27 protein-coding genes and 1 riboswitch are annotated in these 26,445 nt (G+C 77.7%); of the genes, 10 read left to right on the forward strand and 17 right to left on the reverse strand.

Annotated features, from left to right (window positions below; all coding sequences use genetic code 11):
- Positions 1-108: 108 nt before the first annotated feature.
- On the reverse strand, positions 109-1,800 hold the full coding sequence (locus tag ACI781_RS09715; protein ID WP_456565883.1) for a putative PEP-binding protein: 1,692 nt from the start codon (positions 1,798-1,800) through the stop codon (positions 109-111).
- A gap of 178 nt (positions 1,801-1,978) precedes the next feature.
- Between ACI781_RS09715 and ACI781_RS09720 the strand changes: the two genes are divergently transcribed.
- From ACI781_RS09720 to ACI781_RS09735, 4 genes are all read left to right on the forward strand, one after another.
- Complete coding sequence (locus ACI781_RS09720; protein WP_456565884.1) at positions 1,979-2,746, forward strand: DeoR/GlpR family DNA-binding transcription regulator; 768 nt, start codon at positions 1,979-1,981, stop codon at positions 2,744-2,746.
- Complete coding sequence (locus ACI781_RS09725; RefSeq protein WP_456565885.1) at positions 2,743-3,759, forward strand: 1-phosphofructokinase family hexose kinase; 1,017 nt, start codon at positions 2,743-2,745, stop codon at positions 3,757-3,759. Before ACI781_RS09720 ends, ACI781_RS09725 begins: the two co-directional genes overlap by 4 nt.
- Before the next feature lie 20 nt (positions 3,760-3,779).
- Complete coding sequence (locus ACI781_RS09730; RefSeq protein WP_456565886.1) at positions 3,780-5,936, forward strand: PTS fructose transporter subunit IIABC; 2,157 nt, start codon at positions 3,780-3,782, stop codon at positions 5,934-5,936.
- Positions 5,937-6,036: 100 nt separating this feature from the next.
- Complete coding sequence (locus tag ACI781_RS09735) at positions 6,037-6,297, forward strand: HPr family phosphocarrier protein (protein ID WP_456565887.1); 261 nt, start codon at positions 6,037-6,039, stop codon at positions 6,295-6,297.
- A gap of 75 nt (positions 6,298-6,372) precedes the next feature.
- Here ACI781_RS09735 and ACI781_RS09740 read toward each other — a convergent pair whose 3' ends face one another.
- The 6 genes from ACI781_RS09740 to pdhA all read right to left on the reverse strand — a co-directional run bounded on the left by ACI781_RS09740 (position 6,373) and on the right by pdhA (position 13,193).
- A complete protein-coding gene (locus ACI781_RS09740; protein ID WP_456565888.1) occupies positions 6,373-6,840 on the reverse strand; it encodes an SRPBCC family protein in 468 nt (155 codons plus the stop codon).
- Between the two features lie 90 nt (positions 6,841-6,930).
- The gene (locus ACI781_RS09745) at positions 6,931-8,430 is read right to left on the reverse strand and encodes a diguanylate cyclase domain-containing protein (RefSeq protein ID WP_456565889.1); all 1,500 of its coding nucleotides are present in this window, start codon (positions 8,428-8,430) and stop codon (positions 6,931-6,933) included.
- Between the two features lie 55 nt (positions 8,431-8,485).
- Positions 8,486-9,691, reverse strand: a complete 1,206-nt coding sequence (locus tag ACI781_RS09750; protein ID WP_456565890.1) for an AGE family epimerase/isomerase — start codon at positions 9,689-9,691, stop codon at positions 8,486-8,488.
- A 19-nt stretch (positions 9,692-9,710) separates the two neighbouring features.
- A complete protein-coding gene (locus ACI781_RS09755; RefSeq protein ID WP_456565891.1) occupies positions 9,711-11,075 on the reverse strand; it encodes a dihydrolipoamide acetyltransferase family protein in 1,365 nt (454 codons plus the stop codon).
- A 4-nt stretch (positions 11,076-11,079) separates the two neighbouring features.
- The gene (locus tag ACI781_RS09760) at positions 11,080-12,060 is read right to left on the reverse strand and encodes an alpha-ketoacid dehydrogenase subunit beta (RefSeq protein WP_456565892.1); all 981 of its coding nucleotides are present in this window, start codon (positions 12,058-12,060) and stop codon (positions 11,080-11,082) included.
- The gene (pdhA, locus tag ACI781_RS09765; protein WP_456565893.1) at positions 12,060-13,193 is read right to left on the reverse strand and encodes a pyruvate dehydrogenase (acetyl-transferring) E1 component subunit alpha; all 1,134 of its coding nucleotides are present in this window, start codon (positions 13,191-13,193) and stop codon (positions 12,060-12,062) included. The genes ACI781_RS09760 and pdhA overlap by 1 nt, the downstream gene beginning before the upstream one ends.
- 218 nt (positions 13,194-13,411) lie before the next feature.
- Here pdhA and ACI781_RS09770 point away from each other — a divergent pair, with 218 nt between their 5' ends.
- Positions 13,412-13,891 carry an Lrp/AsnC family transcriptional regulator gene (locus tag ACI781_RS09770; protein ID WP_456565894.1) on the forward strand — a complete coding sequence of 160 codons (480 nt, stop codon included), beginning with the start codon at positions 13,412-13,414 and terminating at the stop codon, positions 13,889-13,891.
- A gap of 71 nt (positions 13,892-13,962) precedes the next feature.
- Here the strand turns inward: ACI781_RS09770 and ACI781_RS09775 are convergent, their stop codons facing one another.
- Entirely contained in the window at positions 13,963-14,256 is a 294-nt protein-coding gene (locus ACI781_RS09775) for a DUF3253 domain-containing protein (protein ID WP_456565895.1), read from the reverse strand.
- A 78-nt stretch (positions 14,257-14,334) separates the two neighbouring features.
- Between ACI781_RS09775 and ACI781_RS09780 the strand changes: the two genes are divergently transcribed.
- On the forward strand, positions 14,335-14,853 hold the full coding sequence (locus ACI781_RS09780; protein WP_456565896.1) for a hypothetical protein: 519 nt from the start codon (positions 14,335-14,337) through the stop codon (positions 14,851-14,853).
- A gap of 149 nt (positions 14,854-15,002) precedes the next feature.
- Here the strand turns inward: ACI781_RS09780 and ACI781_RS09785 are convergent, their stop codons facing one another.
- Both ACI781_RS09785 and ACI781_RS09790 read right to left on the reverse strand, forming a co-directional pair.
- On the reverse strand, positions 15,003-16,325 hold the full coding sequence (locus ACI781_RS09785) for a serine hydrolase domain-containing protein (protein WP_456565897.1): 1,323 nt from the start codon (positions 16,323-16,325) through the stop codon (positions 15,003-15,005).
- A 38-nt stretch (positions 16,326-16,363) separates the two neighbouring features.
- Entirely contained in the window at positions 16,364-16,684 is a 321-nt protein-coding gene (locus ACI781_RS09790) for a DUF3817 domain-containing protein (protein ID WP_456565898.1), read from the reverse strand.
- A gap of 99 nt (positions 16,685-16,783) precedes the next feature.
- On the opposite strand from ACI781_RS09790, the gene ACI781_RS09795 reads away from it, so the two are divergent.
- Complete coding sequence (locus ACI781_RS09795; protein ID WP_456565899.1) at positions 16,784-17,314, forward strand: hypothetical protein; 531 nt, start codon at positions 16,784-16,786, stop codon at positions 17,312-17,314.
- Positions 17,315-17,361: 47 nt separating this feature from the next.
- On the opposite strand, the gene ACI781_RS09800 is transcribed toward ACI781_RS09795, so the two are convergent.
- Positions 17,362-18,471, reverse strand: coding sequence for a C40 family peptidase (locus tag ACI781_RS09800; protein ID WP_456565900.1), 1,110 nt, complete (start codon positions 18,469-18,471; stop codon positions 17,362-17,364).
- Between the two features lie 15 nt (positions 18,472-18,486).
- Positions 18,487-18,630, reverse strand: a riboswitch (cyclic di-AMP (ydaO/yuaA leader).
- Between the two features lie 587 nt (positions 18,631-19,217).
- Here ACI781_RS09800 and ACI781_RS09805 point away from each other — a divergent pair.
- Positions 19,218-20,096 carry a YhjD/YihY/BrkB family envelope integrity protein gene (locus tag ACI781_RS09805; RefSeq protein WP_456565901.1) on the forward strand — a complete coding sequence of 293 codons (879 nt, stop codon included), beginning with the start codon at positions 19,218-19,220 and terminating at the stop codon, positions 20,094-20,096.
- On the opposite strand, the gene ACI781_RS09810 is transcribed toward ACI781_RS09805, so the two are convergent.
- The 6 genes from ACI781_RS09810 to ACI781_RS09835 all read right to left on the reverse strand — a co-directional run bounded on the left by ACI781_RS09810 (position 20,017) and on the right by ACI781_RS09835 (position 25,461).
- Positions 20,017-22,056, reverse strand: coding sequence for a HelD family protein (locus ACI781_RS09810; protein WP_456565902.1), 2,040 nt, complete (start codon positions 22,054-22,056; stop codon positions 20,017-20,019). The two genes, ACI781_RS09805 and ACI781_RS09810, sit on opposite strands and share 80 nt — an antisense overlap.
- Positions 22,057-22,162: 106 nt before the next feature.
- Positions 22,163-22,825, reverse strand: coding sequence for an acVLRF1 family peptidyl-tRNA hydrolase (locus tag ACI781_RS09815; protein ID WP_456565903.1), 663 nt, complete (start codon positions 22,823-22,825; stop codon positions 22,163-22,165).
- On the reverse strand, positions 22,822-23,235 hold the full coding sequence (locus tag ACI781_RS09820) for a rhodanese-like domain-containing protein (protein ID WP_456565904.1): 414 nt from the start codon (positions 23,233-23,235) through the stop codon (positions 22,822-22,824). The genes ACI781_RS09815 and ACI781_RS09820 overlap by 4 nt, the downstream gene beginning before the upstream one ends.
- Complete coding sequence (locus ACI781_RS09825) at positions 23,232-24,452, reverse strand: MFS transporter (RefSeq protein WP_456565905.1); 1,221 nt, start codon at positions 24,450-24,452, stop codon at positions 23,232-23,234. Before ACI781_RS09825 ends, ACI781_RS09820 begins: the two co-directional genes overlap by 4 nt.
- Before the next feature lie 158 nt (positions 24,453-24,610).
- Positions 24,611-25,135: an SRPBCC family protein gene (locus ACI781_RS09830; protein ID WP_456565906.1), complete on the reverse strand. Its 525-nt coding sequence runs from the start codon at positions 25,133-25,135 to the stop codon at positions 24,611-24,613.
- Complete coding sequence (locus ACI781_RS09835) at positions 25,132-25,461, reverse strand: ArsR/SmtB family transcription factor (RefSeq protein WP_456565907.1); 330 nt, start codon at positions 25,459-25,461, stop codon at positions 25,132-25,134. Before ACI781_RS09835 ends, ACI781_RS09830 begins: the two co-directional genes overlap by 4 nt.
- Before the next feature lie 85 nt (positions 25,462-25,546).
- Between ACI781_RS09835 and ACI781_RS09840 the strand changes: the two genes are divergently transcribed.
- Both ACI781_RS09840 and ACI781_RS09845 read left to right on the forward strand, forming a co-directional pair.
- Positions 25,547-25,870 (forward strand): hypothetical protein, encoded by a 324-nt coding sequence (locus ACI781_RS09840; protein WP_456565908.1) that lies wholly within the window; start codon positions 25,547-25,549, stop codon positions 25,868-25,870.
- Between the two features lie 195 nt (positions 25,871-26,065).
- Positions 26,066-26,308: an acyl carrier protein gene (locus tag ACI781_RS09845; protein WP_456565909.1), complete on the forward strand. Its 243-nt coding sequence runs from the start codon at positions 26,066-26,068 to the stop codon at positions 26,306-26,308.
- Positions 26,309-26,445 lie beyond the last annotated feature (137 nt).

A 26,445-nucleotide genomic window follows, 5' to 3' on the forward strand; every position in this document is an offset into this window, starting at 1 on the left:
TGGAAGCGAACACCCATGACAATGCAGGTAGAAGCACCAGAATTCCGTTCATCCGTAGGCGGCGTTGCTCACACACCTACGGAAGTTCCCCCTTCCGAGGGATGCCGGTCACCCCCCGGACACCGCGGCACGGGCGGCGGCGCGCGCCGCGGCGGGGTCGGCGGCGGCCAGCGCCGCCTCCGCCGCGCGCCGGCACGCGGCGAGGTCGACGGCGGCCAGGCGGGCACCCACGCCGGCGATCGAGGACGCCGCACACGACAGCGAGGTCACCCCGAGCCCGACCAGGACGCAGGCCAGCAGCGGGTCGGCGGCGGCCTCCCCGCACACGCCCACCGGCCGCCCCGCACGCCGGCCGGCGTCGGCGGTGTGCCGGACCAGGGCCAGCAGCGCCGGCTGCCACGGGTCGGTCAGGTCGGCGAGCTCGCCCGACAGCCGGTCGGCGGCCAGCGCGTACTGGGACAGGTCGTTCGTGCCCAGCGACAGGAAGTCCACGTGCCGCAGCAGCCGGTCGGCCAGCAACGCCGCCGACGGCACCTCGACCATCACCCCGGGCACGAGCCCGCGGGCCCGCACGCGGGCGGCGAAGTCGGCGGCCTCGGCCTCGGTGGCGACCATCGGCGCCATCACCCACGGCACCTCGCCGGTGCGCCGCGCGGCCTCGGCGATGGCGTCCAGCTGGCGGTCCAGCAGGCCGGGGTCGCGGCGCGCGACCCGCAGGCCGCGCACCCCCAGGGCCGGGTTGGCCTCCGCGGGCGGCGTGGCGAAGGCCAGCGGCTTGTCGGAGCCGGCGTCCAGCGTCCGGACGACGACCCGGCGCCCGGCACACGCGGCCAGGACCTCGGCGTAGCCGTCGGCCTGCTCGGCGACGGTGGGCTCCTCCGCGCGACCGAGGAAGGCCAGCTCGGTGCGCAGCAGCCCGACCCCCTCGGCCGCGGCGTCCAGGGCCAGCCGCGCCCCGGCGCCGTCCTGCACGTTGGCCAGCAGCGGCACGGCGACCCCGTCCGCGGTGGTCGCCGGCCCGCGGTAGGCGGCGAGCGCGGCAGCGGCCCCGGCCGCCTCCGCCACCCGCGCGCGGGCCTCGTCCTCGGCGGGGGCGACGGTCACCGTCCCGTGCTCGCCGTCCAGCAGCACCGTCGCGCCGGCGGGGACGGCGTCCAGCCCGGCCACGGCGACGACGCAGGGCAGGCCGAGCTGGCGGGCGATGATCGCCGTGTGGCTGGTGTTGCCGCCCTCGGTGGTCGCCAGACCCAGGACGCGGGCCGGGTCGAGCCCGGCGGTGTCGGCCGGGGCGAGGTCGTCGGCGAGCAGCACCGAGGGGACGGCGGGCGCCGGCACCCCGGGTTCGCCCTGCCCGGTCAGCTCGGCGACGACGCGGTCGCGCACGTCGCGGACGTCGGTCACCCGCTCGGCCATCACGCCGCCGAGCCCGGAGAAGAGGTCGACGAACTGCTGCGCCGCCTCGACCGTCGCGACCGCGGCCGGCGACCCGGCGGCGATGCGCTGCTCCACTGCGGCGAGCAGCCCGCGGTCACGCGCGAGGGCCGCCGTCGCGGCGAGCACCTCCGCGCTCGCGCCGGTCGCGGCCGCGGCCCGCGCGGCCAGCCGGTCGGCGACCGCCCCGGCGGCCGCGGTGAAGCGCTCCGCCTCCCCGGCCCGCTCCTCCGGCGCGACGGGGCGGCCGGACCCGTCGGGCAGGACCACGGCGCCGGAGGGCCGCACGACCGGCCCCCACGCGACGCCGGGCACGACCGGGGTGCCGGTGAGCACGGTGCGGGAGGAGGCGGCAGCGGGAGAGGACATCGGTACCTCGAGACGGCGCGGGGACGGGGGACCGGGCTGGGCCGGGGGCGGCGGAGCACCTGCACCGCCGTGGTGACCAGACTCACGAATTGGTGTTGACTTGTCAACGGAACCAACGTAGAACAACACCAGCACAGATCGGAAACCAACGAATCGGGCAGACCGGCGAGGGGGGACCGTGTACGCGGAGGAGCGCCAGCAGGCGATCGCGGGGCTCGTGGCCGACCGGGGCCGCGTCGCCGTCACCGCCCTCGCCGACGACCTCGGGGTCACCACCGAGACCATCCGCCGCGACCTCGCCGTCCTCGAGCGGGCCGGGGCGCTGCGCCGGGTGCACGGCGGCGCCGTCCCGGCCGGGGCGCTCACCCTCGCCGAGACCGCGCTGGGCGAGCGCTCGGCCACCCACGCCGAGCAGAAGCGGAAGATCGCCGCCGCCGCGCAGGACCTGCTGCCCGACACCGGCGGCAGCCTCCTGCTCGACGGCGGCAGCACGACGGCCGCCCTGGCCGAGCTGCTGCCCCCCGACCGCCGGCTGTTCGTGGCCACCAACTCGGTGCCGATCGCCGCTCGGCTCTCCACGGCGGCCGGCCTGACCCTGCACCTCCTGGGCGGGCGGGTCCGCGGCATCACCCAGTGCGCCGTCGGCGAGACGCCCGTCCGGGCGCTGGCCGACCTGCGCCTGGACGTGGCGTTCCTCGGCGCCAACGGCGTCACCGCCGCGCACGGGTGCACCACACCGGACGAGGCGGAGGCGTCGGTGAAGCGGGCCATGGTCCGCGCCGCGCAGCGCGTGGTGGTCCTCGCCGACGGCAGCAAGCTCGGCCGCGAGCACCTGGTCCGCTTCGCCGCCCCCGACCAGGTCGACGTGCTGGTCACCGACGACGGGGCCGACCCCGCCGCGGTCGCCGCCCTCGAGGGCGCCGGCGTCGAGGTCGTGGTGGCGTGAGCGGCCGGGTCGTCACGCTCACGGCCAACCCCAGCATGGACCGCACCCTGGTCCTGCCGGGCGCCCTCGAGCGGGGCGCCGTCGCCCGCCTGGGCACCAGCTCGACCGAGCCGGGCGGCAAGGGCGTCAACGTCGCCCGGGCCGTCGCCGCGGCCGGGGGCGAGGTCGTCACCGTGCTGCCGGCCTCGCTGGACGACCCGATCGTGCTGGCGCTGCGCCGGATGGCGCTGCCGATGGCGACCGTCGACGTCCCCGGCGCCGTCCGCACCAACTACAGCCTCACCGAGCCCGACGGCACGACCACCAAGCTGAACGAGCCGGGCGCCCCGCTGGACGCGGGCACCCGCGCCGCGCTCACCGACGCGCTGCTGCGGGCGGCCACCGCCGCGGCCTGGGTCGTGCTGGCCGGGTCGCTGCCGCCGGGCACCCCCGTCGACTGGTACGCCGACCTGGTGCGGGCGCTGCGCCCGACCGGCGCGCGGGTCGCCGTCGACACCTCCGAGGCGCCGCTGCTGGCGCTGCTGGCCGCCGGACCGGCGTCGGCCCCGGACCTGCTCAAGCCCAACGCCGAGGAGCTCGCCCAGGTCGCCGGCACCACCGAGGCGGCGCTGGCCGCCGACCCGGCGGCGCTGCGGGCGGCCGTGGACGGCCTGCACGCCGGCGGCGTCGGCGAGGTGCTCCTCACCCTGGGCGCCGACGGCGCCCTCCTGTCGACCGCGGCCGGCGAGCGGTTCACCGCCCGCCCGCCGCGGATCGCCGTGCGCAGCACGGTCGGTGCCGGGGACTGCAGTCTCGCCGGGCACCTGCTGGCCGGTCTGGCCGGCGCACCCCCGGTGGAGCGGCTGCGCCGCGCGGTGGCCTCCGGCGCCGCCGCGGCCGGCCTGCCCGGCTCCGCCGTCCCCACCCCGGCGCAGGTCGACAGCGTGGCCGCCTCCGTCGTCGCCGGTCCGCTCCCGCCCGCGGAGCAGACCCCCGCCCCTCCCGTCGCGCCCGCCGGACGCGACGCCTCCTGACGTACCTCGGAGAGGTCCGCATGCCCGCTCTCATCACGCCCGACCTGGTCGCGCTGGACGCCGCCCTCGGCACCGACAAGGAGGCCGTGGTCCACCGGCTGGCGGCGCTCGTCGCCGGCGCCGGCCGGGCCACCTCGGCCGAGGGCCTCGCCGGGGACGCCCTGACCCGCGAGGGCCAGGCCGCCACGGGACTGCCCGGCGGCCTCGCCATCCCGCACTGCCGCTCCGGGGCGGTCACCGAGGCCGCGCTGGCCTTCGCCCGCCTCTCCCCCGGCGTCCCGTGGGGCGCGCCCGACGGGCCGGCCGACCTCGTCTTCCTCATCGCCGCGCCCGAGCACGGCGACGCCGACCACCTCACCCTACTCACCGCGCTGGCCCGGGCCCTCGTGCGGCCGGAGTTCGTGGCCGCGCTGCGGGCCGCCGGCTCGGCCGACGAGGTGGTCGCGCTCGTGGGCGAGGTCGTCTCCCCCGGTGGCGGCTCCCCCGGTGGTCCCGTCCCCGCCACGACCGGGGCCGGCGCCGCCCCGGCCACCGCTCCCGCCGCCCCACCCGGCGCGGCCCCCGCGGCGCGCAGCCTGGTGGCCGTCACCGCCTGCCCGACGGGCATCGCGCACACGTACATGGCCGCCGACAAGCTGGCCGTCGCCGCACGGGCCGCCGGCGTCGTCCTGCACGTGGAGACGCAGGGCTCCTCGGGCTCCACCCCGCTCGCCCCGGAGGTGATCCGGGGCGCGGACGCCGTCGTGTTCGCCGTCGACGTCGGGGTGCGGGACCGGGACCGGTTCGCCGGCAAGCCCGTCGTGCAGTCCGGGACCAAGCGGGCGATCAACGAGCCCGACGCGCTGATCGGCGAGGCGCTGGCCGCGGCCGACGACCCGCAGGCCCGCCGCGTGCCCGGCGCCGCCGGGGCGACCGGGACCGACGCCGGGCCGGGCACCGCCGGCCACCGCCCCGGCACCGGCGCCGAGGTCCGCCGCTGGCTGCTGACCGGCGTCAGCTACATGATCCCGTTCGTCGCGGCGGGCGGCCTGCTCATCGCGCTCGGCTTCCTGCTCGGCGGGTACAAGATCGTGACCGGCAACCCGGACGTCGAGGGGCAGAGCTACGCCCTGAGCTGGGTGCTGGACAACTCGCTGTTCGACCTGCCCAGCGCGCCTGGCGTCGACTACCTCAACGACGGGCTGCTCGGCTACCTCGGCGCGGTCGCCACGGTGCTCGGCCAGGCGGCGTTCAGCTTCCTGGTCCCGGCGCTGGCCGGCTACATCGCCTACGCGATCGCCGACCGCCCGGGCCTCGTGCCCGGCTTCGTCGTCGGCGCCGTCTCCGTCACGGTGGGCGCCGGCTTCATCGGCGGCCTGGTCGGCGGCATCCTCGCCGGGTTCGCCGCGCTGTGGATCAGTCGCTGGCGGCTGCCCGCCGGGATGCGCGGCCTCCAGCCGGTCGTGATCATCCCGCTGCTGGCCACGATCATCTCCAGCGGCATCATGGCCGTCCTGCTCGGCCGCCCGCTCGCCGCCGCCCTGGACGGCCTCGGCACCTGGCTCAACAGCCTGACCGGCACCTCCGCGGCCCTGCTCGGCATCATCCTCGGCCTGATGATGTGCTTCGACCTCGGCGGCCCGGTCAACAAGGCCGCCTACGTCTTCGCCACCACCGGCCTCACGGCGGCCGCCACCGGCACGCCCCTGGTGATCATGGCGACGGTCATGGCCGCCGGCATGGTGCCGCCGCTGGCGATGGCGCTGAGCACCGCGCTCCGGCCGGGGCTGTACACCCCCGCCGAGCGCGACAACGGCAAGGCCGCCTGGCTGCTGGGCGCCTCGTTCATCTCCGAGGGCGCCATCCCGTTCGCCGCGGCCGACCCGCTGCGGGTGATCCCGTCGATGATGCTCGGCGGGGCGACCACCGGCGCGATCGTCGCGGCCGCGGGCGTGGAGCTGCGGGCCCCGCACGGCGGCGTCTTCGTCTTCTTCGCGATGAGCAGCGCGCTGGTGTTCTTCCTCGCCGTCGCCGCCGGCACCGTGGTCGGGGCGGTGGCGGTGACGGTGCTCAAGAGCATCGGGCGGGCCCGGGCCGGCGCCGTCCCCGAGGACGCCGTCGACCTCGCCCACGCCCACGTCCCCACCGCCACCGCCACCGGGAACGGCCCCGCTCCCACCCAGCCGGCCCGCACCTGAGCACGCACCTCGCCGCCCCCAGCGCTCGCGAGCCCGCGGTGGGACCCTGCAGCGAGGCCAGTCGAACCCCCCACGTCCCCAGCAGCGAGGAGAGGCACCGATGCCCAGTCAGACCGTCACCGTCGGGTCCCGCGTCGGGCTCCACGCCCGCCCCGCGGCCCTCATCGCGGAGGCCGTCGCCACGAGCGGCGTCCCGGTCACCCTGGCCACCCCCGGCGGCGCGCCCGTGGACGGCGGCTCGGCTCTGATGATCATGACGCTCGGGGCGAAGCAGGGCGCCGAGGTCGTGGTCACCAGCGACGACGAGGCCACCCTGGCCCGGATCGCCGACCTGGTCGCCGCGGACCTCGACGCCGACTGAGTCACCCGCCCCGACGCCACGGCGCCCGCCCCCTCGGCCGAGGGGACGGGCGCCGTCGCCGTCCTGGGGGTCGGCTCAGGGCTGGTCGGGACGGGAGACGTCGCCGCGCCAGGCGCCGGTCTCGGTGCCGCGGCTCTCGATGAACTCCTTGAACCGCTTCGCGTCGGCCTTCACCTGGCGGTCGTCGAAGCCGAGGGCCGCGCCGGCCTTCTCCACGATGCCCTGCGGCTCCCAGTCGATCTGGATCATCACGCGGGTCTTCGCGTCGTCGAGCCGGTGGAAGGTGACGACGCCGGCGTGCTTGGCCTCACCGCCGGTGCTCGCCCAGGCCACGCGCTCCTCGGGGTGCTGCTCGGTGATCTCGGCGTCGAACTCCCGCTTCACCCCGTCGATGCTGGTGACCCAGTGGGTGTGGGTGTCGTCGAGCTGGGTGATCCGCTCGACGCCGCCCATGAACTGGGGGAACGACTCGAACTGCGTCCACTGGTCGTAGGCGACCCGGATCGGGACGTCGACGTCGACGGACTCCTGCACGCTGGCCACGGGACGGCCTCCTCTGACTCGGGTTCTCGGTCCCCGGCCGCTTACCCAGCCGCACCGGACCGACACCCCGCCCCGGGCCGTCCCCGCGGGTCAGGAGCGCGCGGGCGCCCCCAGCCGGCGCCGGCCCTTGTCCTCGTACATCGCCGCGTCCGCCTCGCTGAGGAGGGCGGCCACCGAGCCGCCGGGGCCGTGCTGCACCGCCGTCCCCACGCTGGTGCCGACCGGGACCTCGCGCCCGTCGAGCCGGAACGCCGGCGCGAAGGAGCCGGCCACGCGGGCGGCGAGCGCGGCGGCGTCCTCGGCGCGGGCCAGGCCCGGCAGGAGGACGGCGAACTCGTCGCCGGACAGCCGGGCGACGGTGTCGACGCCGCGCACGGTGCCGTTCAGCCGCGCGCCGACCTGGCGCAGCAGCTCGTCCCCGGCGGCGTGCCCGAGCGTGTCGTTGACCTGCTTGAAGCCGTTGAGGTCGCAGAAGAGCACCCCGAGGCGCTCGTGCGGGGCGAGGCCGGCGAGGGCCGCCTCCAGCCGCTGGACGAACAGGACGCGGTTGGGCAGGCCGGTGAGCGGGTCGTGCGTGGCCTGGTGCTGGACGGCCTCCAGCAGCTGCGCCTTGTGCAGCGCCGACGCGGCCTGGTCGCCGACGGCCCACAGGCGCATCAGCTCGTCGCTGGCCGGCGTGCCCGGGCGCTCGTCCGCCGACCACCAGACCGCCGCGGCGCCCAGGACCGTGTGGCCGGCGCGGAGCGGGACCAGCGCGACGTCGGAGGCGCCGACCGCCTCCAGCAGCGCGGCCAGGCCGGGGCTGCTGCCCTCGACGGAGAAGACCTGGGGCACCCGGTTGGTCAGCAGCCCCAGCACCTCGGGACAGTCCTCGGCGCGCAGCGGGGAACCGGCCACGAGCCCGATCGCCTCGCCCTGGACCACCTCGCCGCCGGGCGTGAGCGCCGCGGCCGGCCGCAGCAGGCCCTCGGCGGGCTCCCACAGCAGGACGCCGCCCCGGGCGGAGTCGACGAGGGCGGGCAGCGACCGCGTGACGACGGTGCAGACGGCCGCGGCGTCGGGAGCGCAGGCGAGCTCGTGCGCGAGCAGCAGCTGGGCGGCGGCCCGGTCCGCCTCCGCCCGCGCGTCGGCCAGGGTGCCGACCAGGTCCAGCGCCGCCGTCGCGTGGGCGGCGTAGGCGGCCAGCTGCGCCCGCGCCTCGTCGGGGACGGCGGTGCCGGGCGGGTACAGCGCGGCCAGCCGGCCGTGGGTGTGCCGGGTCGAGGCGAGCTCGACGACGACCGCGTCGGGGCCCAGGTCGCCGTCCACGGCGAGCCGGTCGGCCAGCGCGGACACCCGGTCCTCGGGCAGCCCGGCCGCCAGCGTCCGCCGGGGGCCGCCGGACCGCGGGACGACGGTCAGCAGGTGGGCGGGGGCCGGTGCCGCGTCGACGGCACGGGCCAGGACCTGGTGGAGCACCGTGCCGGGGTCGTCGGCCGCCGGCTCGCCGGCCGCGGACTGGAGCAACCGCAGCTGGGTGCGCAGGGCGGCCACCTCGTGCCGGAGGTCGGCAGCGGCGTGCTGGTCCTCACGGGGATCGGTGGTGGTCACGGTGCCTCATCGGCAGGTCGGACCGGGGGGTTGAGCACCCTCCGGCCGGCCGGTCTCACCCCTCGGGGTGGGGCGGCACCGGCCCGGCCCCGCGCAGCGCCGCGGCCACGCTGCCGCGCACCGGCCGGCCGGCCAGCAGCAGCATCTGCGCCAGGTGGTACGCGTCGGGCTGCCCGGTCCACGTGCCCCCGGCGACCTCCCCGCCGGGGCCCAGCTCGTGGTGCCAGCTGCCGGTGGCCGGGTCGGCGAAGCGCTCCTCGCCGTGCGCCCGCCACGCGCCGGCGAGGTCGGCGTACCGCTGCCGGCCGGTGACGGTGTGCGCGACGGTCGCCGCGGCGACCGCCTCGCACAGCACCCAGTGCATCCGCGCCCGCACGACGGGACGGTCGTCCCAGTCGAGGGTGTACGGGAACCCGGGCTCGCCGTCGGCGGCCCAGCCGCGGGCGGCCGCGGCGTCGAACAGCGCGAGGGCGTCGTCGAGCAGCCAGGCCGGGGCGTCGTCCGCCAGCGCCGCCCGCAGGTTCAGGCACAGCCGCGCCCACTCGAACTGGTGGCCGACCGTGACGCCGTAGGGGCGGAACGGGTCGGCCGGCCGGTCGCGGTGGAACCCCGGCAGCGGCTCCCAGCCGGCGGTGAGGTGCTCGGGCAGCCGCCAGTCGCGCTCGCGCGCCCAGCCGTGCACCACCCGCCCGGTGCTGCGCAGCGCCCTGCGGCGGAGGAGGGCCGCGGTGGCCGGGTCCTCGGGGAGCAGCGCGTCGGCCGCCGCGAGGGTGGCCTCGACGCCGTGCATGTTGGCGTTGACCCCGCGGTAGTCGCCGCACGCCGACCAGTCGCGGGTCCACTCCTCCACCGCCAGGCCGGCGGCGTCGTCCCAGAAGCGGCCGTCCCACACCGCGAGCGCCTGGCCCAGCAGCTGCCGGCCGCCGGTGACGCCCGCGGCCGTGGCGGTGGCCCCGGCGAGGACGACGAAGGCGTGCGCGTAGGCGGTCTTCGCGTCGTCGTCCTCCGCCGCCCGCCAGCCCCCGTGCTCGGCGTCGTGCAGCGGACCGTCCAGCAGCGCGGCGACGCCGTGCCCGGCCGCTCCGGCCGCGCCGGGGCGGCCGAGCAGGTGCGCGAGCCCGAACACGTGCGTCATCCGGGCGACGACGTAGGTCTCCTGCGGCCGGTCCTCCAGGGCGCCGTCCGCCGCCAGGTGGCCGAAGCCGCCCTCGGCCACCCGGGAGCGGGCGGCGAACGCCAGCAGCCCGTCGAGGTCGGTCACCGCCGCCCGCTCCCCGGCCTCAGAACGCCAGCGCCGCCGCCGGGTCGTGCAGCACCGCGCCGACGTCGGCGAGGACGCGGCTGCCGAGCTCCCCGTCGACGACACGGTGGTCGAACGACAGGGCGAGCGTGGTCACCTGCCGCACCCGCACCCTGCCCTTGTGCACCCACGGCATCTCGCGCACGGCGCCGAAGGCGAGGATCGCCGACTCGCCGGGGTTGAGGATCGGCGTGCCGGTGTCGACGCCGAAGACGCCGACGTTGGTGATCGTGATGGTGCCGCCGGCCATGTCCGCGGGCGTGGTGCGCCCGGCGCGGGCGGTCTCGGTGAGGTCGGCCAGGGCCTGCGCCAGCTCGGGCAGCGACATCCGGTCGGCGTCCTTCACGTTGGGCACCAGCAGCCCGCGCGGCGTGGCGGCCGCGATGCCGAGGTTGACGTGCCCGGGGACGACGATCTCCCGCGTCGCCTCCTCCCACCGGCTGTTCACCATCGGGTGCCGACGCACCGCGAGCAGCAGCGCCTTCGCGACGAACAGCAGCGGGCTGACCTTCACCCCGACGAACTCCGGGCGGCCGGCCAGCCGGGTGCGCAGCTTCATCGTGCGGGTCACGTCGACGGTGAGGAACTCCGTCACGTGCGGGGCGGTGAACGCGCTGGCCACCATCGCCGCGGCGGTGTGCTTGCGGACGCCGGAGACCGGGATCCGCTGCTCGCCGCGCGGCTGCCCACCCGGCTGCGGGACGGCGGCGGCCGGGGCGGCGTCGGGGGCGGCCGCCGCGACGTCGGCCCGGGTGATGACGCCCCCGGCGCCGCTGCCGCTCAGCAGCGTCAGGTCGACGCCGAGGTCGCGGGCGAGCTTGCGCACCGGCGGCTTGGCCAGCGGGCGCGGCCGGCCCGTGCCGTGCGGCAGCGCGGCCGCGGGCACCTCCGCGGCGGGCGCCTGGGTGGGGGGCGCCTCGGCGACCCGGGCCGCCACCGGCCCGCCGTGCCGGACGGGCTCGGCCGGGACGGCCGCCGAGGGGACGGCCGCCGCCGTGCGGCGGGGGCGGCGGCGGGCCTCGGTCGTGCGCGGCCCGTAGCCGACGAGGTTGGGCGTGCGCTCCGGCTCGCCGGGCCCGCCGTCGTCGTCCGCGTGCTCGCCGGCGACGTCGATGGTGACGATCGGCGACCCGACGTCCACGGTGGCGCCCGCCTCGTGCAGGAGCTCGGTGACGACGCCGGCGTACGGCGAGGGCAGCTCGACGGCGGCCTTGGCCGTCTCCACCTCGCACAGCGGCTGGTTGACCGTGACCTCGTCGCCGACGGCGACCAGCCACTGCAGGATCTCGCCCTCGGTCAGGCCCTCACCGACGTCGGGCAGCCGGAACGAACGCAGCACCGTCATCCTCCTAGAAGCCCATCGCGCGGTCGACGGCATCGAGCACCCGGTCCAGGTCGGGCAGGTACTCCTCCTCCATCCGCGCCGGCGGGTAGGGCACGTCCCAGCCGCCCACGCGCAGCACCGGGGCCTCCAGCGAGTGGAAGCACTCCTCGGTGACGCGGGCGGCGATCTCCGCGCCCAGGCCGAGCGAGACCGGCGCCTCGTGCACGACGACGCAGCGCCCGGTGCGCCGGACGGAGTCCACCACCGGGCCGAGGTCCAGCGGCGCGAGCGTGCGCAGGTCCACGACCTCCAGCGACCGCCCCTCCTCCGCCGCGGCCGCCGCGGCCTGCAGCGCCGTCCGCACCATCGGGCCGTAGGCCAGGACGGTGACGTCGTCCCCGGCGCGGACGACCCGGGACCGGTGCAGCGGCTCGGGGGTGGCGTCGAGGTCGACCTCGGCCTTCTCCCAGTAGCGGCGCTTGGGCTCGAGGAACACGACCGGGTCGGGCGAGGCGATGGCCTGCTGGATGCCCCAGTAGGCGTCGACCGGGTTGCTCACCGCGACGACCTTCAGGCCGGGGGTGTGCGCGAAGTAGGCCTCGGGGCTCTCGCTGTGGTGCTCCACCGCGCCGATGCCGCCGCCGAAGGGGATGCGGATGACGACGGGCATCCGCTGGCGGCCGCGCGAGCGCGCCGACAGCTTCGCGACCTGCGTGATGATCTGGTTGGCCGCCGGGAAGACGAACCCGTCGAACTGGATCTCGCAGACCGGCCGGTAGCCGCGCATGGCCAGCCCGACCGCGGTGCCGACGATCCCGGCCTCGGCGAGCGGGGTGTCGACGACGCGCGCCTCGCCGAAGTCCTTCTGCAGCCCGTCGGTGATGCGGAAGACGCCGCCGAGGCGGCCGATGTCCTCCCCCATGAGCACGACCTTGGCGTCGTCCTCCATGGCGCGGCGCAGGCCGAGGTTGAGCGCCCGGCCCATCGTGAGCACCTCGGTGGCCATCAGTGACTCCCCTCGAAGGAGGCCTGGTAGGTCACGAACTGCTCGCGCTGGGCGGCCAGCGGCGGCGGCTGGTCGGCGTAGACCTCGTCGAACATCGACTCCGCCGGCGGGGGCTGCATGCGCACCGTGCCGCGCCGCACCCGCGCGGCCAGCTCCTCGGCCTCGGCGTCGACCTCGGCGAAGAACGCCTCGTCGGCGACGCCCTCGGCCGCCAGGTACGTGCGCACCCGCGCGATCGGGTCGCGCTGCGCCCACTCCGCCAGCTCGTCGGCCAGCCGGTAGCGGGTCGGGTCGTCGGAGGTGGTGTGCGCGCCCATGCGGTAGGTGAACGCCTCGATGAAGACCGGCCCCTGGCCCTCGCGCGCGGCGGCGAGGGCCGCGCGGGTCACGGCCAGGACGGCGAGGACGTCGTTGCCGTCGACCCGGACCCCGGGGAAGCCGAAGCCGGTCGCCCGGTGGTGCAGCGGCACCCGCGACTGCCGCTCGATCGGCGCGCTGATCGCGTACTGGTTGTTCTGGCAGAAGAAGACGACCGGCGCCTGGAACGACGACGCCCAGATCATCGCCTCGTTGACCTCGCCCTGGCTGGTGGCGCCGTCGCCGAGGAAGGCGAGGACGGCGGTCTCGGCGCCGTCGCGCTGGACGCCCATCGCGTAGCCGGTGGCGTGCAGGGTCTGCGCGCCGATCACGATCGTGTACAGGTTGAAGCCGGTGGCCGCGGCGTCCCAGCCGCCGTTGTCCACGCCGCGGAACAGGCTCATCACGTGCAGCGGGTCCACCCCGCGCACCCACGCCACCCCGTGCTCGCGGTAGGTGGGGAACGCCATGTCCCCCGCCTCCAGCGCGTGCCCGGCGCCGACCTGGGCGGCCTCCTGGCCCAGCAGCGAGGCCCACAGGCCGAGCTCGCCCTGCCGCTGCAGCGCGGTGGCCTCGGTGTCCCAGCGGCGGACCAGCACCAGGTCCCGGTAGAGCGCCCGCAGCTCCTCGGGGGTCGGGTCGATCGAGTAGACCGGGTCCGTCACGCGCCGCCCCTCGGGGGTCAGCAGCTGCACGAGGTCGGGCGGGGCGGGCAGGTGGGGCGCACCGGCGCCGGGTACCGGGCCGGCCACCTCGGGGGTGGGCACCGTGGGCATGGGGCTGCTCCTCGACGACTCCCGCGTGCCCGGGGTGGCCGGAGACGCGGTCGGTGGGACGTGCGGTGACGCCGGGGTGTGGCGTCACTCACATCATCGTGGCACGACCCGCCCCGTGCGCGAGCACATCACCCCGTGGGAGGACTGCGCAAGGATGCTCGGACGTCCAACGCAGATCGCTCACTCATTGGACGTCCAGGCATGCCAGACTGCGCACCGTGCCGGCCCTCGACGCCACCGACGCCCGCCTCCTGCAGGCCCTGGCGGAGGACCCCCGCGCCTCGGTCATGGCGCTGTCCCAGCGGCTGGGGCTGGCCCGCAACACGGTGCAGGCGCGGCTGGCCCGCCTGGAGACCGGCGGGGCGCTCGCGCCGTTCACCGCCCGGGTCCGGCCGGAGGCCCTCGGCTACCGGCTGGAGGCGTACATGACCGTGCAGGTCGTGCAGCGCAGCCTGACCGACGTCGGGACCGCCCTGGGGGAGCTGCCCGAGGTGCTGGAGGTGACGGCGCTGTCGGGCGTGGCCGACCTGCTGGTGCGCGTCGCCGCCGTCGACGCCGACGACCTGTGGCGGATCAGCGAGCTGGTGCTCGGGATGCCGGGGGTGGAGCGCACCGACACCGCCCTGGCCATGCGCCACCTCGTCGAGCACCGCGTGGACCCGCTGCTGCGTCGCGTGGCGGACGGCGCGACGGACTGAGCGCGCGGCCCGGTCCGGCGCGGCCCGCACAGCGGGCGGGCTCAGCGGGCGGACGGGCTCGGCGGGCGGGCTCAGCGGGGCCGTCGCACCCGCACCGGTCCGCGGGCGGTCGCGACGTCGACGACCGCACCGCCCTGGGTGACCTCGACCTCCCCGGCGGCCGCGAGCCGTCCCGCTGCCGCGCGCGCGGCCGGCATCAGCTCCCGCCAGCCGCCGGGGTCCACGGCGCGGGCGGCCTCGGACGGGCAGATCGAGGCGCCGGCGGCCCGGGCGTCGAGGAGTTCCGCGATCCGCCGCTCCAGCCGTAGGTCGAGGTCGGTCCCGTCGCGGTCCCCGTCGCCGTCCCCGCCGTCCCCGTGGCCCACGCCCGCCAGCGTCCGCCCGCGCCGCCCCGGCCGCCAGCCGGCGGTGTGCGGGACGGCGGCGGGGGTACCGCCACCGCCATGGCGAGACGGACCCCGGTCGGGACGACCGGCAAGGGACGGCGCGGCATCAGCCCCCTCGGCTGGGCGCTGCGGGGCGCGGCGGCGGGGGGCGCGGCCAGCACCGCACTGAACGCCGTCACCTACGTGGACATGGCCGTGCGCGGCCGCGGGAGCAGCTCCACCCCGGAGCGGACCGTCGAGGTGCTGGCCGAGCGGGCGCACGTGACGGTCCCCGGCGACGAGGAGACCCGGCGCAACCGGGTGCAGGGCCTGGGGCCGCTCACCGGGCTGGCCGCCGGGGTGGGCGTCGGCGTCCTCACCGGGCTGGTCCGGGCCGCCGGCTTCCGCTCCCAGTGGCTGGTCGGGACGCTGCTCACCACCGCCGGTGTGCTGGTCACCGCGAACGGGCCGATGACGGTGCTGGGCGTCACCGACCCGCGGACGTGGTCGGCGACCGACTGGGCCGCCGACCTCGTGCCGCACCTGGTCTACGGCGCGGTGCTGAAGTCGACGATGGACGCCTTCGACCGCCCCTGACACCGGGCCTCACCCCCGCCCGCCCTCCAGGCATGGGAAGCGATCCCCACGTCTGCGGCGCCGGGACGTGGGGATGGCTTCCCATACCTCGGGGGCGCCGCCTCGAGGGGACCCGGGGCGGGCGCGGGGGCGGGCGGGCGCGGGGGCGCTCAGCGCCAGCCGCGCTCGTCCACGCCGCCGGGCACGGGCGCCTCGGGGTCGTAGGGCGTGCGGGTGAACACGAACGTGCCGAGGTCCAGGTGGTCCGGGGCGATCCGGAGCGTCTCGCCCGCGTGGTAGCCGTCGAGGCCCAGCCAGGTGCCGTCCCCGCGCGGGGCGAACCGGCTCGCCCGTCCCGGCCGGCCCGGCAGCGGGGCGAGGTCCAGCAGGCCGCTGCCGACGGCGCGCAGCACGTAGGGCGCCGGCCCCCAGTACCAGACGCCGAGCAGGTCCAGCTCGACCGCGGGCGGGGCCGGCCGCCACTCCTCGACCACCCGCGGTTCCGCGGCCCGCACGTCGGCCAGCAGTCCCGGCCACAGCGGCTCCATGCCGGCGGTGGTGTTGGCCAGGCTGACCGCGCCGGTGCCCTCCTCGCGGTCGACGAAGACGCCGGCCAGGAAGCCCGGCATCGAGCCCCCGTGCCCGGTGAGCACCCGCCCGTCGACCCGCATCACCTGCAGCCCCAGGCCGTAGGCCGACCAGCCGGGCGAGGAGGAGTCCACGCCCGCGGGCACGGCCATCTCCTCCAGCGTGGCGGGGGAGAGCACGTCGCCGGTGTCGCCGAGCAGGAAGACGGCGAAGCGGGCGAGGTCGGCGAGCGGCGCCCACAGCTGACCGGCGGCCGCCATGACCCCGGCGTCGTGCTCCGGCTCGGGGAGGACGACGTCCGCCCACGGGTGCACCGCGGTGCCGGCCGCGGCGGGCGGCTGCGGGCGGGGCGTCGTCCGGGTCATGCCCAGCGGGGCGAGGACCTCGTCGCGGACGACGTCGGCCCACGGCCGGCCCCGGTGCCGGGCGACGAGCTCGCCGAGCAGCCCGAAGCCGAGGTTGGAGTAGTGGAACCGCCGGGCCGCGCCGAGCACCACCTGCTCCTCGCGCAGCCGCAGGTCCGCCAGCGACCCGCCGGGCACCCGCTCCCACCAGCCGCCGGGGCTCTCGGCGGACGCGCCGGCCAGGTGCGACAGCAGCTGACCGACCGTCCGCTCCCCCAGCGGCGTCCCCGGCACGTGGGTCTCCAGCGGGTCGTCCAGCCCGAGCCGGCCCTCCTCGCGCAGGCGCAGCACGGCCACCGCGGTCACGGTCTTGCTGATCGACCCCAGCCGGTACTGCACGTCCAGCACCGGCCCGGGCACCTCGCCGCGCCCGGCCGACCAGACGAGGCCGCCGTCGCGCACCACGCCGGCGACCAGGCCCGGGACGCGGCCGTCGCGCTGCACGCGGGCGGTGCGCGCCAGCAGGGTCCGGGCGGTCGAGGGCAGCACGGGCTCGGGCATGACGGCGACCGTAGGCCAGCGCCCCGGGGGCGGCGGGGTCAGGCCGTCGTCGCCACCTCGCCCAGCCGGCCGGAGCGGCGGGCCCACACCTCGAAGACCACGGTGGCCAGGGGCGGCACCGACGCGGCGAGCGCGAGCAGCGTGGTGCCGGGCGACCAGCGCAGCCGCCGCGCGGTCACCAGGGCGTCCACGACGTAGAGCACGAACACCGCGCCGTGGATCGGCCCGAACACCTGCACCCCCACCTCGGAGGTCTCCGGCACGTACTTCACGTACATGCCGGCGAGGAGCCCGATCCAGGTCAGCGCCTCGGCGACGGCGACGGCGCGGAACAGCTGGACGGCGGTGCGGGGGGTCATCGGCTCCCTCTCGACGGCGACGGGTCCGCGCAGCTCAACGACCGGGGTGCCCGCGGGGTCCCCGGTCGGGACTGTGACCTGCGTGGCAGGGTCGGGCGCGTGCGGGGGCTGGCGCGGCGGGAGTTCTGCCTCGTGCTGCTGCGCCGGATGGCCGACGTCCGCCCCGACCTGGTCGCCGAGGCCCTGCCCCGGATCGGGGCGACCCGCGGGCAGGCGCACGCCGCGCACACCCGCTGGCAGGCGCTGCAGCACAGCCCCCGGGCGCCGCGCGGGCTCGCCCTGCGGACGGCGGTGCTGGGGCCGCCGGACACCTGCGTCGAGCGGCCCGAGGGCGACCTCGTGCTGGAGCTGCGCCAGTGGCCGCTGCCGCTGTGGCCGCAGCTGCGCTGGCGGGTGGTCAGCGGGCCCGGCGGCGAGGTCCTCGACGAGCAGCTGGTCCGCGGTCCCGGCTCGGGCGTCCCCGCGGCGCGCGGCGACCGGCTGCTGGTGTGGCAGCACGTGGTGGACGACGTGGCGGCCGTCCCGGGGACCCGGCACGTCGGCGCGCCGGCGCCGGCGCACTGGGAGGTGGCGCTGCCCGACGGCCGGCCGGCCCGCTTCGTCTGGGGGCTGTTGCTGCGGGTCGGCTGACGCGGCTCCCCCGGCCCGCCCCGGAGTGGGCGGGCCGGGGGGCGAGCTCAGCCGGCGATGCGGCGGGCCCCGGCGTAACCGCCCATGGAGTCGATGCTGGCGACCTTCACGACGTCGCCGGACGTCGGCGCGTGCACCATCTGGCCGTTGCCGATGTAGATGCCGACGTGGCTGACCGGGCTGTAGAAGAACACCAGGTCACCGGGCTGCAGGTTGCCGCGGGAGACGGGCTGGCCCATCTGGGACTGCAGCCGGCTGGAGTGCGGCAGGGTGATCCCGGCGGCCCGGAAGGCGTACTGGGTGAGCCCCGAGCAGTCGAAGGACCCGGGGCCGCCGGCGGCCCACACGTAGGGCTTGCCGCGCTGCGCCATGGCGGTGCTCACGGCCACCGAGGCCGCGCCGCTGCCGCCGACCACCGGGGTGGCGGGCGCGTCGGTCCCGGCGGCGGCCGCGGGGGCGTCGCGCTCGTCCCGGCTGGCGGTGGTCTCGGCGTGCGCGGCGGCGGAGGCGGCGAGGGCGGCCTGCCGCTCGGCGGCGGTCAGCCGGTCGAAGTCGGCGCGGTACTCGGCGATCTGGGCCTCGAGCGCGGCCTGCTGGGCGGCGACGGCGTCGTAGGTCTGCTGCGCCTGGGCGGCGGCCTGGGTGGCGGCGGCCTGGGCCTGCGCCGCGGCGTCGCCGGCGGTGACGGCGGAGACGAGGACGCCGCTCTGGTGGTCGGCGACCAGCTCGAGGGCGCTGACCCGGTCGAGGAACTCGTCGGCGGAGTCGCTGGTGAGCAGGGCGGCCAGCGAGCCGCCGCTGTCGCCGGTCCAGGCGCTGCGGGCCACGCCGGTGACCTGTTGCTGCGCGCTGGCGACCGCGGCCTGCGCCTGGTCGGCGGTGGCCTGCGCCTGGGCGGCGGCGGCCTGCAGCGCGGCGAGCTGCTCGCGGGCCTCGTTGAACTGCTCGGTGACCCCCTCCAGCTCGTGCCCGCGGGCGGCCATGAGCTCGGCGGCCTCGGCCGCGGTCTGCGGCTCCTCGGCGGCGGCGGAGCCGGGCACGAGGGTCGCGCCGAGGGCGACGCCCACGGAGGAGGCCAGCAGCAGCGCCCGGCGGAGGGCGGCGGGGCGGCGGGGGTGGTGCGGGCGCGCGGGGAAGACGCGCTCAGCGGACGCCATGGTGCGGCGGCTCTCCAATTCTCCGACGGCCGCCTACCGGGTTAGCTGACGGGTTCGGGCGGGAGTTCGCCCGGCGCCCGCGGTCGCCCGCGCGCGCTGCACCCCGGGACTACGGTGGGTCCCCGGCCCGGCGTCCCCGAGGGTCGGCCGGCTCGACGGCGTCCGTGGGGTGTCACCCAGGTCGGTGACGCTGCGCCCCGTCGGACACACAGACCGTAAGGGCCGTTACGGCGGCGTGACAATCACCAGCGTGTAATTCGTTCGCTCACGGTGAGCAACCGACCCCGTGCAGTTCCCGCGCCGGTGGACGCCGTCCCCGCGCCCGCCCGCCTGACCTGCGCCGACGCGGCGGACCGGCGCCGCCCGTCGCCCGCGCCGCTCGCCCGGGCCGCCGCGCGGAGCCGGCGTGACCTCGCCCACGAGCCCGCCCCGATCACGCGGCCGCCCCGATCACACGGCCGCCCCGGCACGACCCGGCACCGCCTCCCGACCAGCCGCCCGGAGCGCGTTCCCGGCCCGCCGCGGCGTTTGCCCGGTCCGCCGGCCGCGCACCCACCCGGCATGCCCCTCTCCCGACCGGCCCCGGCCCGCCCGCCCGCCGTCCCCGCCTCCCGTGCGCCGCAGGGCGCATGCGGCTCCGGCAACGTGGCCGGGGGCCCGCCGGCCCGCAGCACCGCGATCGGGTCCGGAGCCTGAGCACAGACCCCGCCCCGCCGCCGCGGGGCAGCGCGTGGTCCCGGGCGCGCGTGGGCGCGGAGGCCCGGTTCCTGGCGTCCGCCGCGCGCGCCCGGCTGCAGGGCCGCGACCTCGCCCTCATCGCGGCCGGGCTGACCTTCTACGCCGGCATCGCGGTCGTGCCGCTGCTGCTGGTCGCCGTCCGGCTGACCGGGGCGCTGGCCGGCGCGGACGAGGTGTCGCGGCTGACCGGGAGCCTGACCGGGTTGCTGCCCTCACAGCTCGGCGCGCCGGGCGCCGTCCGCGGGCTGGTGGACGCCGGGCTGGGCATGGACCTCCTCGGCTTCCTGCTCGCCCTGCTGCCGCTGTCGCTGTACGGCGAGGGACTGCGCCGGGCGCTGCTGCGCTTCAGCGCGCGGCCCGACACCCTGACCGGCTGGCGCGGCCGGCTCCTCGGGCTGCCGCTGGTGGTGGTCACCCCGCTGCTGCTGTACCCGCTCCTGCTCGCCGCCGACGGCATGGCGTCCCTCGCCGCCGAGCCGGGCGCCGCCGCCGCCGTCGGCCGGTTCGCCCTCGGCTACTACTCGGTGCTGTTCGCGCTCACCGTGCCCCTGGTGTGGGGCTTCCGGGTGGTCGCGGCGACCCGCCTCGGCTGGCCCGCGGTGCTGTGCGGGGCGCTGTTCACCGCGGCCTGCCTGTCCGGCTTCCTCCAGGGGTTCGTGCTCTTCCTCTCCCTGCCGCTGGACCTCGGCGCCCCCTTCGGCGGCCTCACCCCCGTCGGGGCGGCGGTCGCGCTGGCGCTGTGGCTGTTCCTCCTGCACCTGGTGCTGCTCGGCGGCTGGCTGCTCACCCAGGCCCTCGACGAGCGCATCACCGGGCGGGCGGGGCCGCCAGCAGCTCCGGCAGGTCCCCGCGGTGCAGCACGACCAGGCGGCTCACCGCCCGCGTGAGGACGACGTAGAGGCGCTGCAGGCCGCGCGGCTCGGCCGCCACCACCGCCGCCGGGTCCACCACGACCACCGCGTCGAACTCCAGCCCCTTGGCCAGTCCCGCGGGGACGACGGCGAGCGGGGCCGCCGGGGCGTCGTCGGTCAGCACCTGCGCGGGCAGCCCGGCGTCCCGGAGCGCGGCCGCCACCGCCGGCACCGCCGCATCGGCGCAGACGACCCCGACCGAGCCCGGCGCCGCCGCCAGCTCCCGCACCACCTCGGCCAGCGGCCCGGCGAGGTCGGCGACCGGCCGCAGCGCGAGCGCCCCGGGGCCCCGCCGCACGGCGGTGGCGGCGGGCAGGCCGGGGGCGATGGCCGGCAACAGGCGGTTCGCGTAGTCGAGCACCTCGCCGGGGACCCGGTAGCCGCGGGTCAGCGGGCGGACCGTCGTCCCCGGCCGGCCGAGCCCGCGCAGCGTCGGGCCCCAGTCCCCCGCCGACCAGGGGCTGGTGGCCTGCGCGAGGTCGCCGAGGACGGTGAGCGAGCCGGCCGCCAGCCGGCGGGCGATCGCGCGGCACTGCATCCCCGACAGGTCCTGGGCCTCGTCGACCACCACGTGCCCGTAGCCGCCGGTGCGCTCGAGCAGGCCGGCCACCTCGTCGACCAGCACCGCGTCGGCCGCCGTCCAGGGCGCCGTCCGCACCGAGCGGGGCGGCTCCGGCCACCGCAGCGCCGCCTGCTCGTCCTCGTCCAGCACGCCCCGGGCCGCGCGCGCCAGCAGGACGGGGTCCGACAGCAGCGCGCAGACCAGGCCCGCGGCGTCGCGGGCGGGCCAGACGGCGTCGCAGAACGCGCGCACCTCGGGGCTGCGGGCGGCGCGGCGGGTCTCGGCGTCGGTCGGGCTCCCGCCGTCCTCCTCCCGCTGGCGGCGGGCGTCCTCGGCCAGGAGCAGGGCCAGCCGCTCGCGACCGGCGGCGTAGTGCAGCACCTGCTGGTCGTCGTCGGCCCGGCCGCGGCGACGCAGGTCGTCGACGGCGCGCTTGAGCCGCTCCACCGGCACCCGGTAGCGGCGACCGGCGAGCGGCACCAGCACGTCCTCGGCGGGCTTGGCGATCGCCCCCCACAGGGCGCGGTGCAGGACGGCGGCCATCCGCTCGTCGCCCTTGAGCGCGGCCACCTCGGGCCGGTCCGTGCCGCGGACCGGGACCCGGGCGGTGAGGTCCGCGACCGTGGTCTGCTCGACCTGCACCTCGCCGAGGGTGGGCAGCACCTGCTCGATGTAGCGCAGGAACGCCCGGTTGGGCCCGACGACGAGCACGCCGCTGCGCGCCAGCTGCCCGGCGTGGGTGTAGAGCAGGTAGGCCGCGCGGTGCAGGCCGACGGCGGTCTTGCCCGTGCCCGGGGCGCCCTGCACGCAGACCGACTCCGACAGCGGCGCGCGGACGATCTCGTCCTGCTCCGGCTGGATGGTGGCGACGATGTCGCGCATCGGGCCGCTGCGCGGGCGCTCGATCTCGGCGCGGAGCAGGTGCCCGTCGCCCTCGTCCCCGGCGGCGAGGAGCTCGTCCTCGTAGCCGGTGAGCTCACCGCCGTCGAAGCCGAAGCGGCGCCGGCGCACCAGGCCCTGCGGGTCGGCCGCGGTCGCCCGGTAGAACCGCCGGCTCATCGGCGCCCGCCAGTCGACGACCACCGGGTGGCCGGCGGCGTCGCGGACGTGCCGCCGGCCGATGTGAAAGGTCTCGTGCCCGGCGTCGGTGCGCCCGAAGAACGCCGGGACGCCGGGGTCGTCGGCCAGGGCGCGCAGCCGCTCCGCGCGGGCCGCGCCCAGCCGCTCCGAGGCCCACGCGTCCACGCCCGCGTCGACGACGGCGGCCGCCGCCGCGCGCATCCCGGCCAGGCACGAGGCCGCGTGGGCCAGGTGCGCGCGCTCGGCGGTCAGGACCGGATCGGCGGACGTCGTGTCGTTGGGCTCGGCGGACACGGTCGGTGGACGCTACGCGCGCCGCCGTGCGCCGTCGACCGCGTTCCCCGCAGCGACCGCCCCCCGGTGCAGAACCGCATCACCGCCCGGGAGGGCGCGGGCGCGGTCACCCGTCGCCGGGCTCGCGGATGACGACGTCGACCGCGCGGAACCGGGCCGGGGTCTCCAGCAGCACCGCCTTCGTCGGCTCGCCGACCTCGACCGGGGCCGTGCGGGGCAGCCCGGCCAGGGGACGCAGCCGCGGGTCGGCCAGCACGTCCTCCACCAGGCCGCGGTCGCCGCCGGGCACCAGCGCGTCGAGCCCGGCCGCGTGCGGCAGCAGCACCCGGGCCGCGGTGTCGGCCGCGGCCGAGACCACCGCCGCGGTCTGGTTGTCCCGGCGCCGGGCGAAGCGCTGCTGCGACCAGCCCCCGGCGGCGGTGCGGCCCTGCACCAGCCGGCTGTCGACCTTCGAGGCGACGAGCCGCGTCCCGTCGAAGACGCCCACGGCCCAGCGGCCGCGGCGCACCAGCAGCACGGCCGCCTGCGCCGGCCGGGCGGCCGCGGCGCCGAAGGAGGTCAGCAGCGGCGACTGCGGCGTCCAACCGAACGGCGCCCGCAGCACCACCGAGGTGCCGTCGGCGCAGGTCACCGCCAGCGCCTCGCCGTCGGTGCGCACCTCGGCGAAGGGCCCGTGCCGCTCGGCGACGCCGTCCAGCCAGCGGCCCAGCCGTTCGGGGGCGACGCCGAGCCGGCGGCCCCCGCCGGCGGCCGGGCGCGCGCGGGTCACCGGCCCGGGTCGAGGACCGGGAGCCCGGCCGCCCTCCACGCCTGGAAGCCCCCGACGACGTCGGTGGCGCGGTGCATGCCCAGGGCCCGCAGGGAGTCGGCGGCCAGGCTGGAGGAGTAGCCCTCGTCGCAGAAGACGACCACCTCGACGTCGTACCCGGTCGCCTCGGGCACCCGCGCGTCGCTGGCGGGGTCGAAGCGCCACTCCAGGTGGTTGCGCTCGATCACCAGCGCACCGGGGATGCCGCCGTCCCGGTCGCGCTGGGCGGCCGGGCGGGTGTCGACGAGGACGGCGCCGGCCTCGGCGCGGCGGGCGGCCTCCTGCGGCTGCACCCGCTGCAGGCGGCCGCGGGCCTCGGCGAGCAGCTCGTCGATGCTCCGGGCGCCGGCGGGCCGGTCGGCGCCGCTCACCCGGCCAGCACCGTCTCTGCCTCGGCGTTGCGCGGCCGCACGACGAGCATCCGCTGGCACGCGGCGACCACGGTCGCGGCCAGCGCCGCCGGGATCACCGCCACCAGGAACGCGGCGTTGGCACCGACCTCGTCGACCACCACGCCGGCCAGCGAGGCGCCCAGGGCCACGCCCAGGCCCAGGGCCGTGCCGATCCAGGTGAAGGCCTCCGTGGTGGCCGACGGCGGCACGAGCAGCTCGGCGAGGGTGAACGAGCTGATCAGGGACGGCGACAGCGAGATGCCGGCCAGGACGACGAACGGCACCATCACCCAGATCTGCTCGACGAGCAGCAGCGGGACGATCAGCAGCGTCAGGACGACGAGCACGGTGGCCAGCCGCCGGTTCAGCGGGGCGCGCCAGTGCACGGTGCCCCAGCCGATGCCGCTGGTCATCGACCCGACGGCGAGGGCGGCGATGAGGACGCCGGACATGGACATGGCGTCCACCTCGTCGGCGAAGGCCACCAGGGCGATCTCCAGCGTGCCCAGGATGGCGCCGACGGCGGCGCCGACGACGAACAGCACCCGGATGCCCGGCGTCCGGATCGCCGCGGGCCCCTTCCGGCTGACGCTGCCGTGCGGGGGCGGCTCGGTGCGGCCCTGCGCCGCGAAGAGCACGCTGCCGACCACGGCCAGGACGAACGCCGTCACCACGCCGGAGGTGGCGTGGCCGGTGGTGGAGAGGAAGGTGACCAGCACCGGGCCGACGATGAAGGCGAACTCGTCGACGACGGACTCCATCGCCAGCGCCGCGGGCAGCCGCGTGGTGCCGCGCAGGAGGTGGGTCCAGCGGACCCGGATCATCGAGGAGACCGGCGGGATGCAGGCCCCGGCGATCCCGGCGAAGAGGAAGACGGTGATGCTCGGCCAGTCCCGCTTCACCGCCGCGAGGAACAGCGCGCCCGAGACCGCGAAGACGGCCGTCACCGGGAGCAGCGTCCGCCGCTGGCCGATGGAGTCGGCGAGCCGGCCCAGCAGGGGCCCGGCCGCCGCGGTGGTGACCGCCCCGACCGCCGCCACCGCGCCACCGAAGGCGTAGGAGCCGGTCTCGTCGGCGACCAGGAGCACGCAGCCCAGGCCCACCATCGACAGCGGGAGGCGGCCGATGAACGCGGCGAGCACCATCGGCACCGCGTGCGGTGTCCGCAGGACGTGGAAGTAGGGAGACACCAGCACTCGAGCCCGTCGTCTTCGGGGGCGGGGGACTCCAGCCACGCTAACCCACGCCCTGTGCCGCAGCCGCCGGACACGAGGGCGTGCCGCTCGACGGTGTGACGGAAACGGCTCAGGGCGCGCACCCCGGGGGCGCGGGGACCGGGCCCGGACCCCGGTGGTCAGCCGGCGGCGGTGGCGTAACCCGGTCCGACGGCGCCGTGGAAGGCGTCCCAGTCCTCGGGCACCGCGGTCCCGGCGAGGACGGCGCCCAGCCGGTCGAGGTACCAGTGCCAGCCGGCCGCGATGTCCCCGACACCGGGGTCGTCGGCGGCGAGCACCTGGGTGAAGGTGAGCGTCGTCGTCCCGGCGGCCTCGGCGAGGTCGACCTCCACCCGCCAGCCCATCTGGTCCAGCCACTGCAGGACCAGCCGGTGCGGGGGCCGGCACTCCTCGATCCGCAGCCGGGACGTCGGGGCCCCGTCCTCCCCCGTCATCGTGAAGTCGCCCTCGGCGCCGGGCCCGTGGTCGCCGTCGTACCGGCCGATCCAGCGGGCGGAGCGCTCCGGCTCGGTCAGGGCCGACCAGACCGCGTCGGCCGGGTCCGGCCAGGAGCGGCGGAAGACCAGGCGCCGCCGGCCGTCGGGATCGGTGCTGATCGCGCCGCGGCGGTCGTCGGGGCCGCTGGGGGCGGGGCCTGCGGTCATGGGGTCTCCTCCCGGGTCGCCGCCCGCCGTCCGCGGGCGATCTCGGTGTCCAGCGCGTCCAGCCGCTGCGCCCACAGGTCGCGGTAGGGCTCGAGCCAGGTGTCGAGCTCCCGCAGCGGCGCGGGGTCCAGCGCGTACAGGCGGCGGCGGCCCTCGACCCGCGCGTGCACCAGCCCGGCCTCCCGCAGGACGCGCAGGTGCCGGCTGACGGCGGGGCGGCTCACCGGGAAGGCGCGGGCGAGCTCGCCGGCCGCCCGCTCACCGGCGGCCAGCAGCGCGACGATCTGCCGGCGGGTCGGGTCGGCCAGGGCCGCCAGCGCCTCCACGCCCCGATGTGTAACACGATGCTGACGCTTTCCGGAAGCGGGTGCCGCGCGGTTGACCCGTCGCGGCGGCGGGCACCGCCCGGCCATGACCGTCACCGATCCCGACGTCCCCGACCCGCTCAACGACCCGCGCACCCTGCAGGCCGACCCCGGCGCGAACGGCCAGGGCGACGACCTCGCCTCGGCCGCCGACGACCCGAGCGCCGCCGGCGAGGACGAGCTGGCCGCCGGGCGCACCGAGGCCGACGACGCCGGGGGCGCGGGCCTCCCGGGGGCCGCGGGCGGGTCCGGCCGCATCGCCGGCATCGGGGAGGCGCCCGGCGACTCCGCGGGGGACGACCCGCTCGGCGAGGAGCTCGGCGGCGGCCCGGTGACCGGTGGCGGCGAGACCGCGGGCGGCCTCGCCTAGCCACCCCCGACCCGCCGACCCCTGCCCCACCGTCGAGATCGGCGGTCTCGGCGGCATGAGCGCCCGATGGTGCCGAGATCGCCGATCTCGGCGACCGGGGGGCACCCGACCTCGTGACGGATCGGTCCGTTTCGCCCGTTCCCACCGGGGAACCGCAGCGCGTGTCAGCGCGGCGACGACGAGACGGAGGTTGCCATGGCCACGGGTGAGACCGGCTTCGCGGACGTCACCTTCGACCTGATCTCGGTGCAGTACCACTCGCTGAAGGCCGGGCACGACTACGGCCAGTACGTCCGGGACGCCGAGAACGCCGGCCTGGACGACGTCGCGGCGTTCTTCCGCGAGGTCATGGAGCAGGACTCGGCGCGGGCGAGGCGCTGCCACGAGTTCCTGCGGCGACTGTCCGGGACCGAGCAGGGCGGCCCGGCCACCGGGTGAGCCCGGCCGGGCCGCGGCGCCGCCCCCGGAGGGCCACGCTCCCGGCCTGCCTCACCGCCGGTCCCCTGCCTGCCTCAGCGCCGAGATCGGCGATCTCGGCGGCATGAGCGGCTGATGCCGCCGAGATCGCCGATCTC

This window comes from Blastococcus sp. SYSU D00695, from assembly GCF_054050555.1.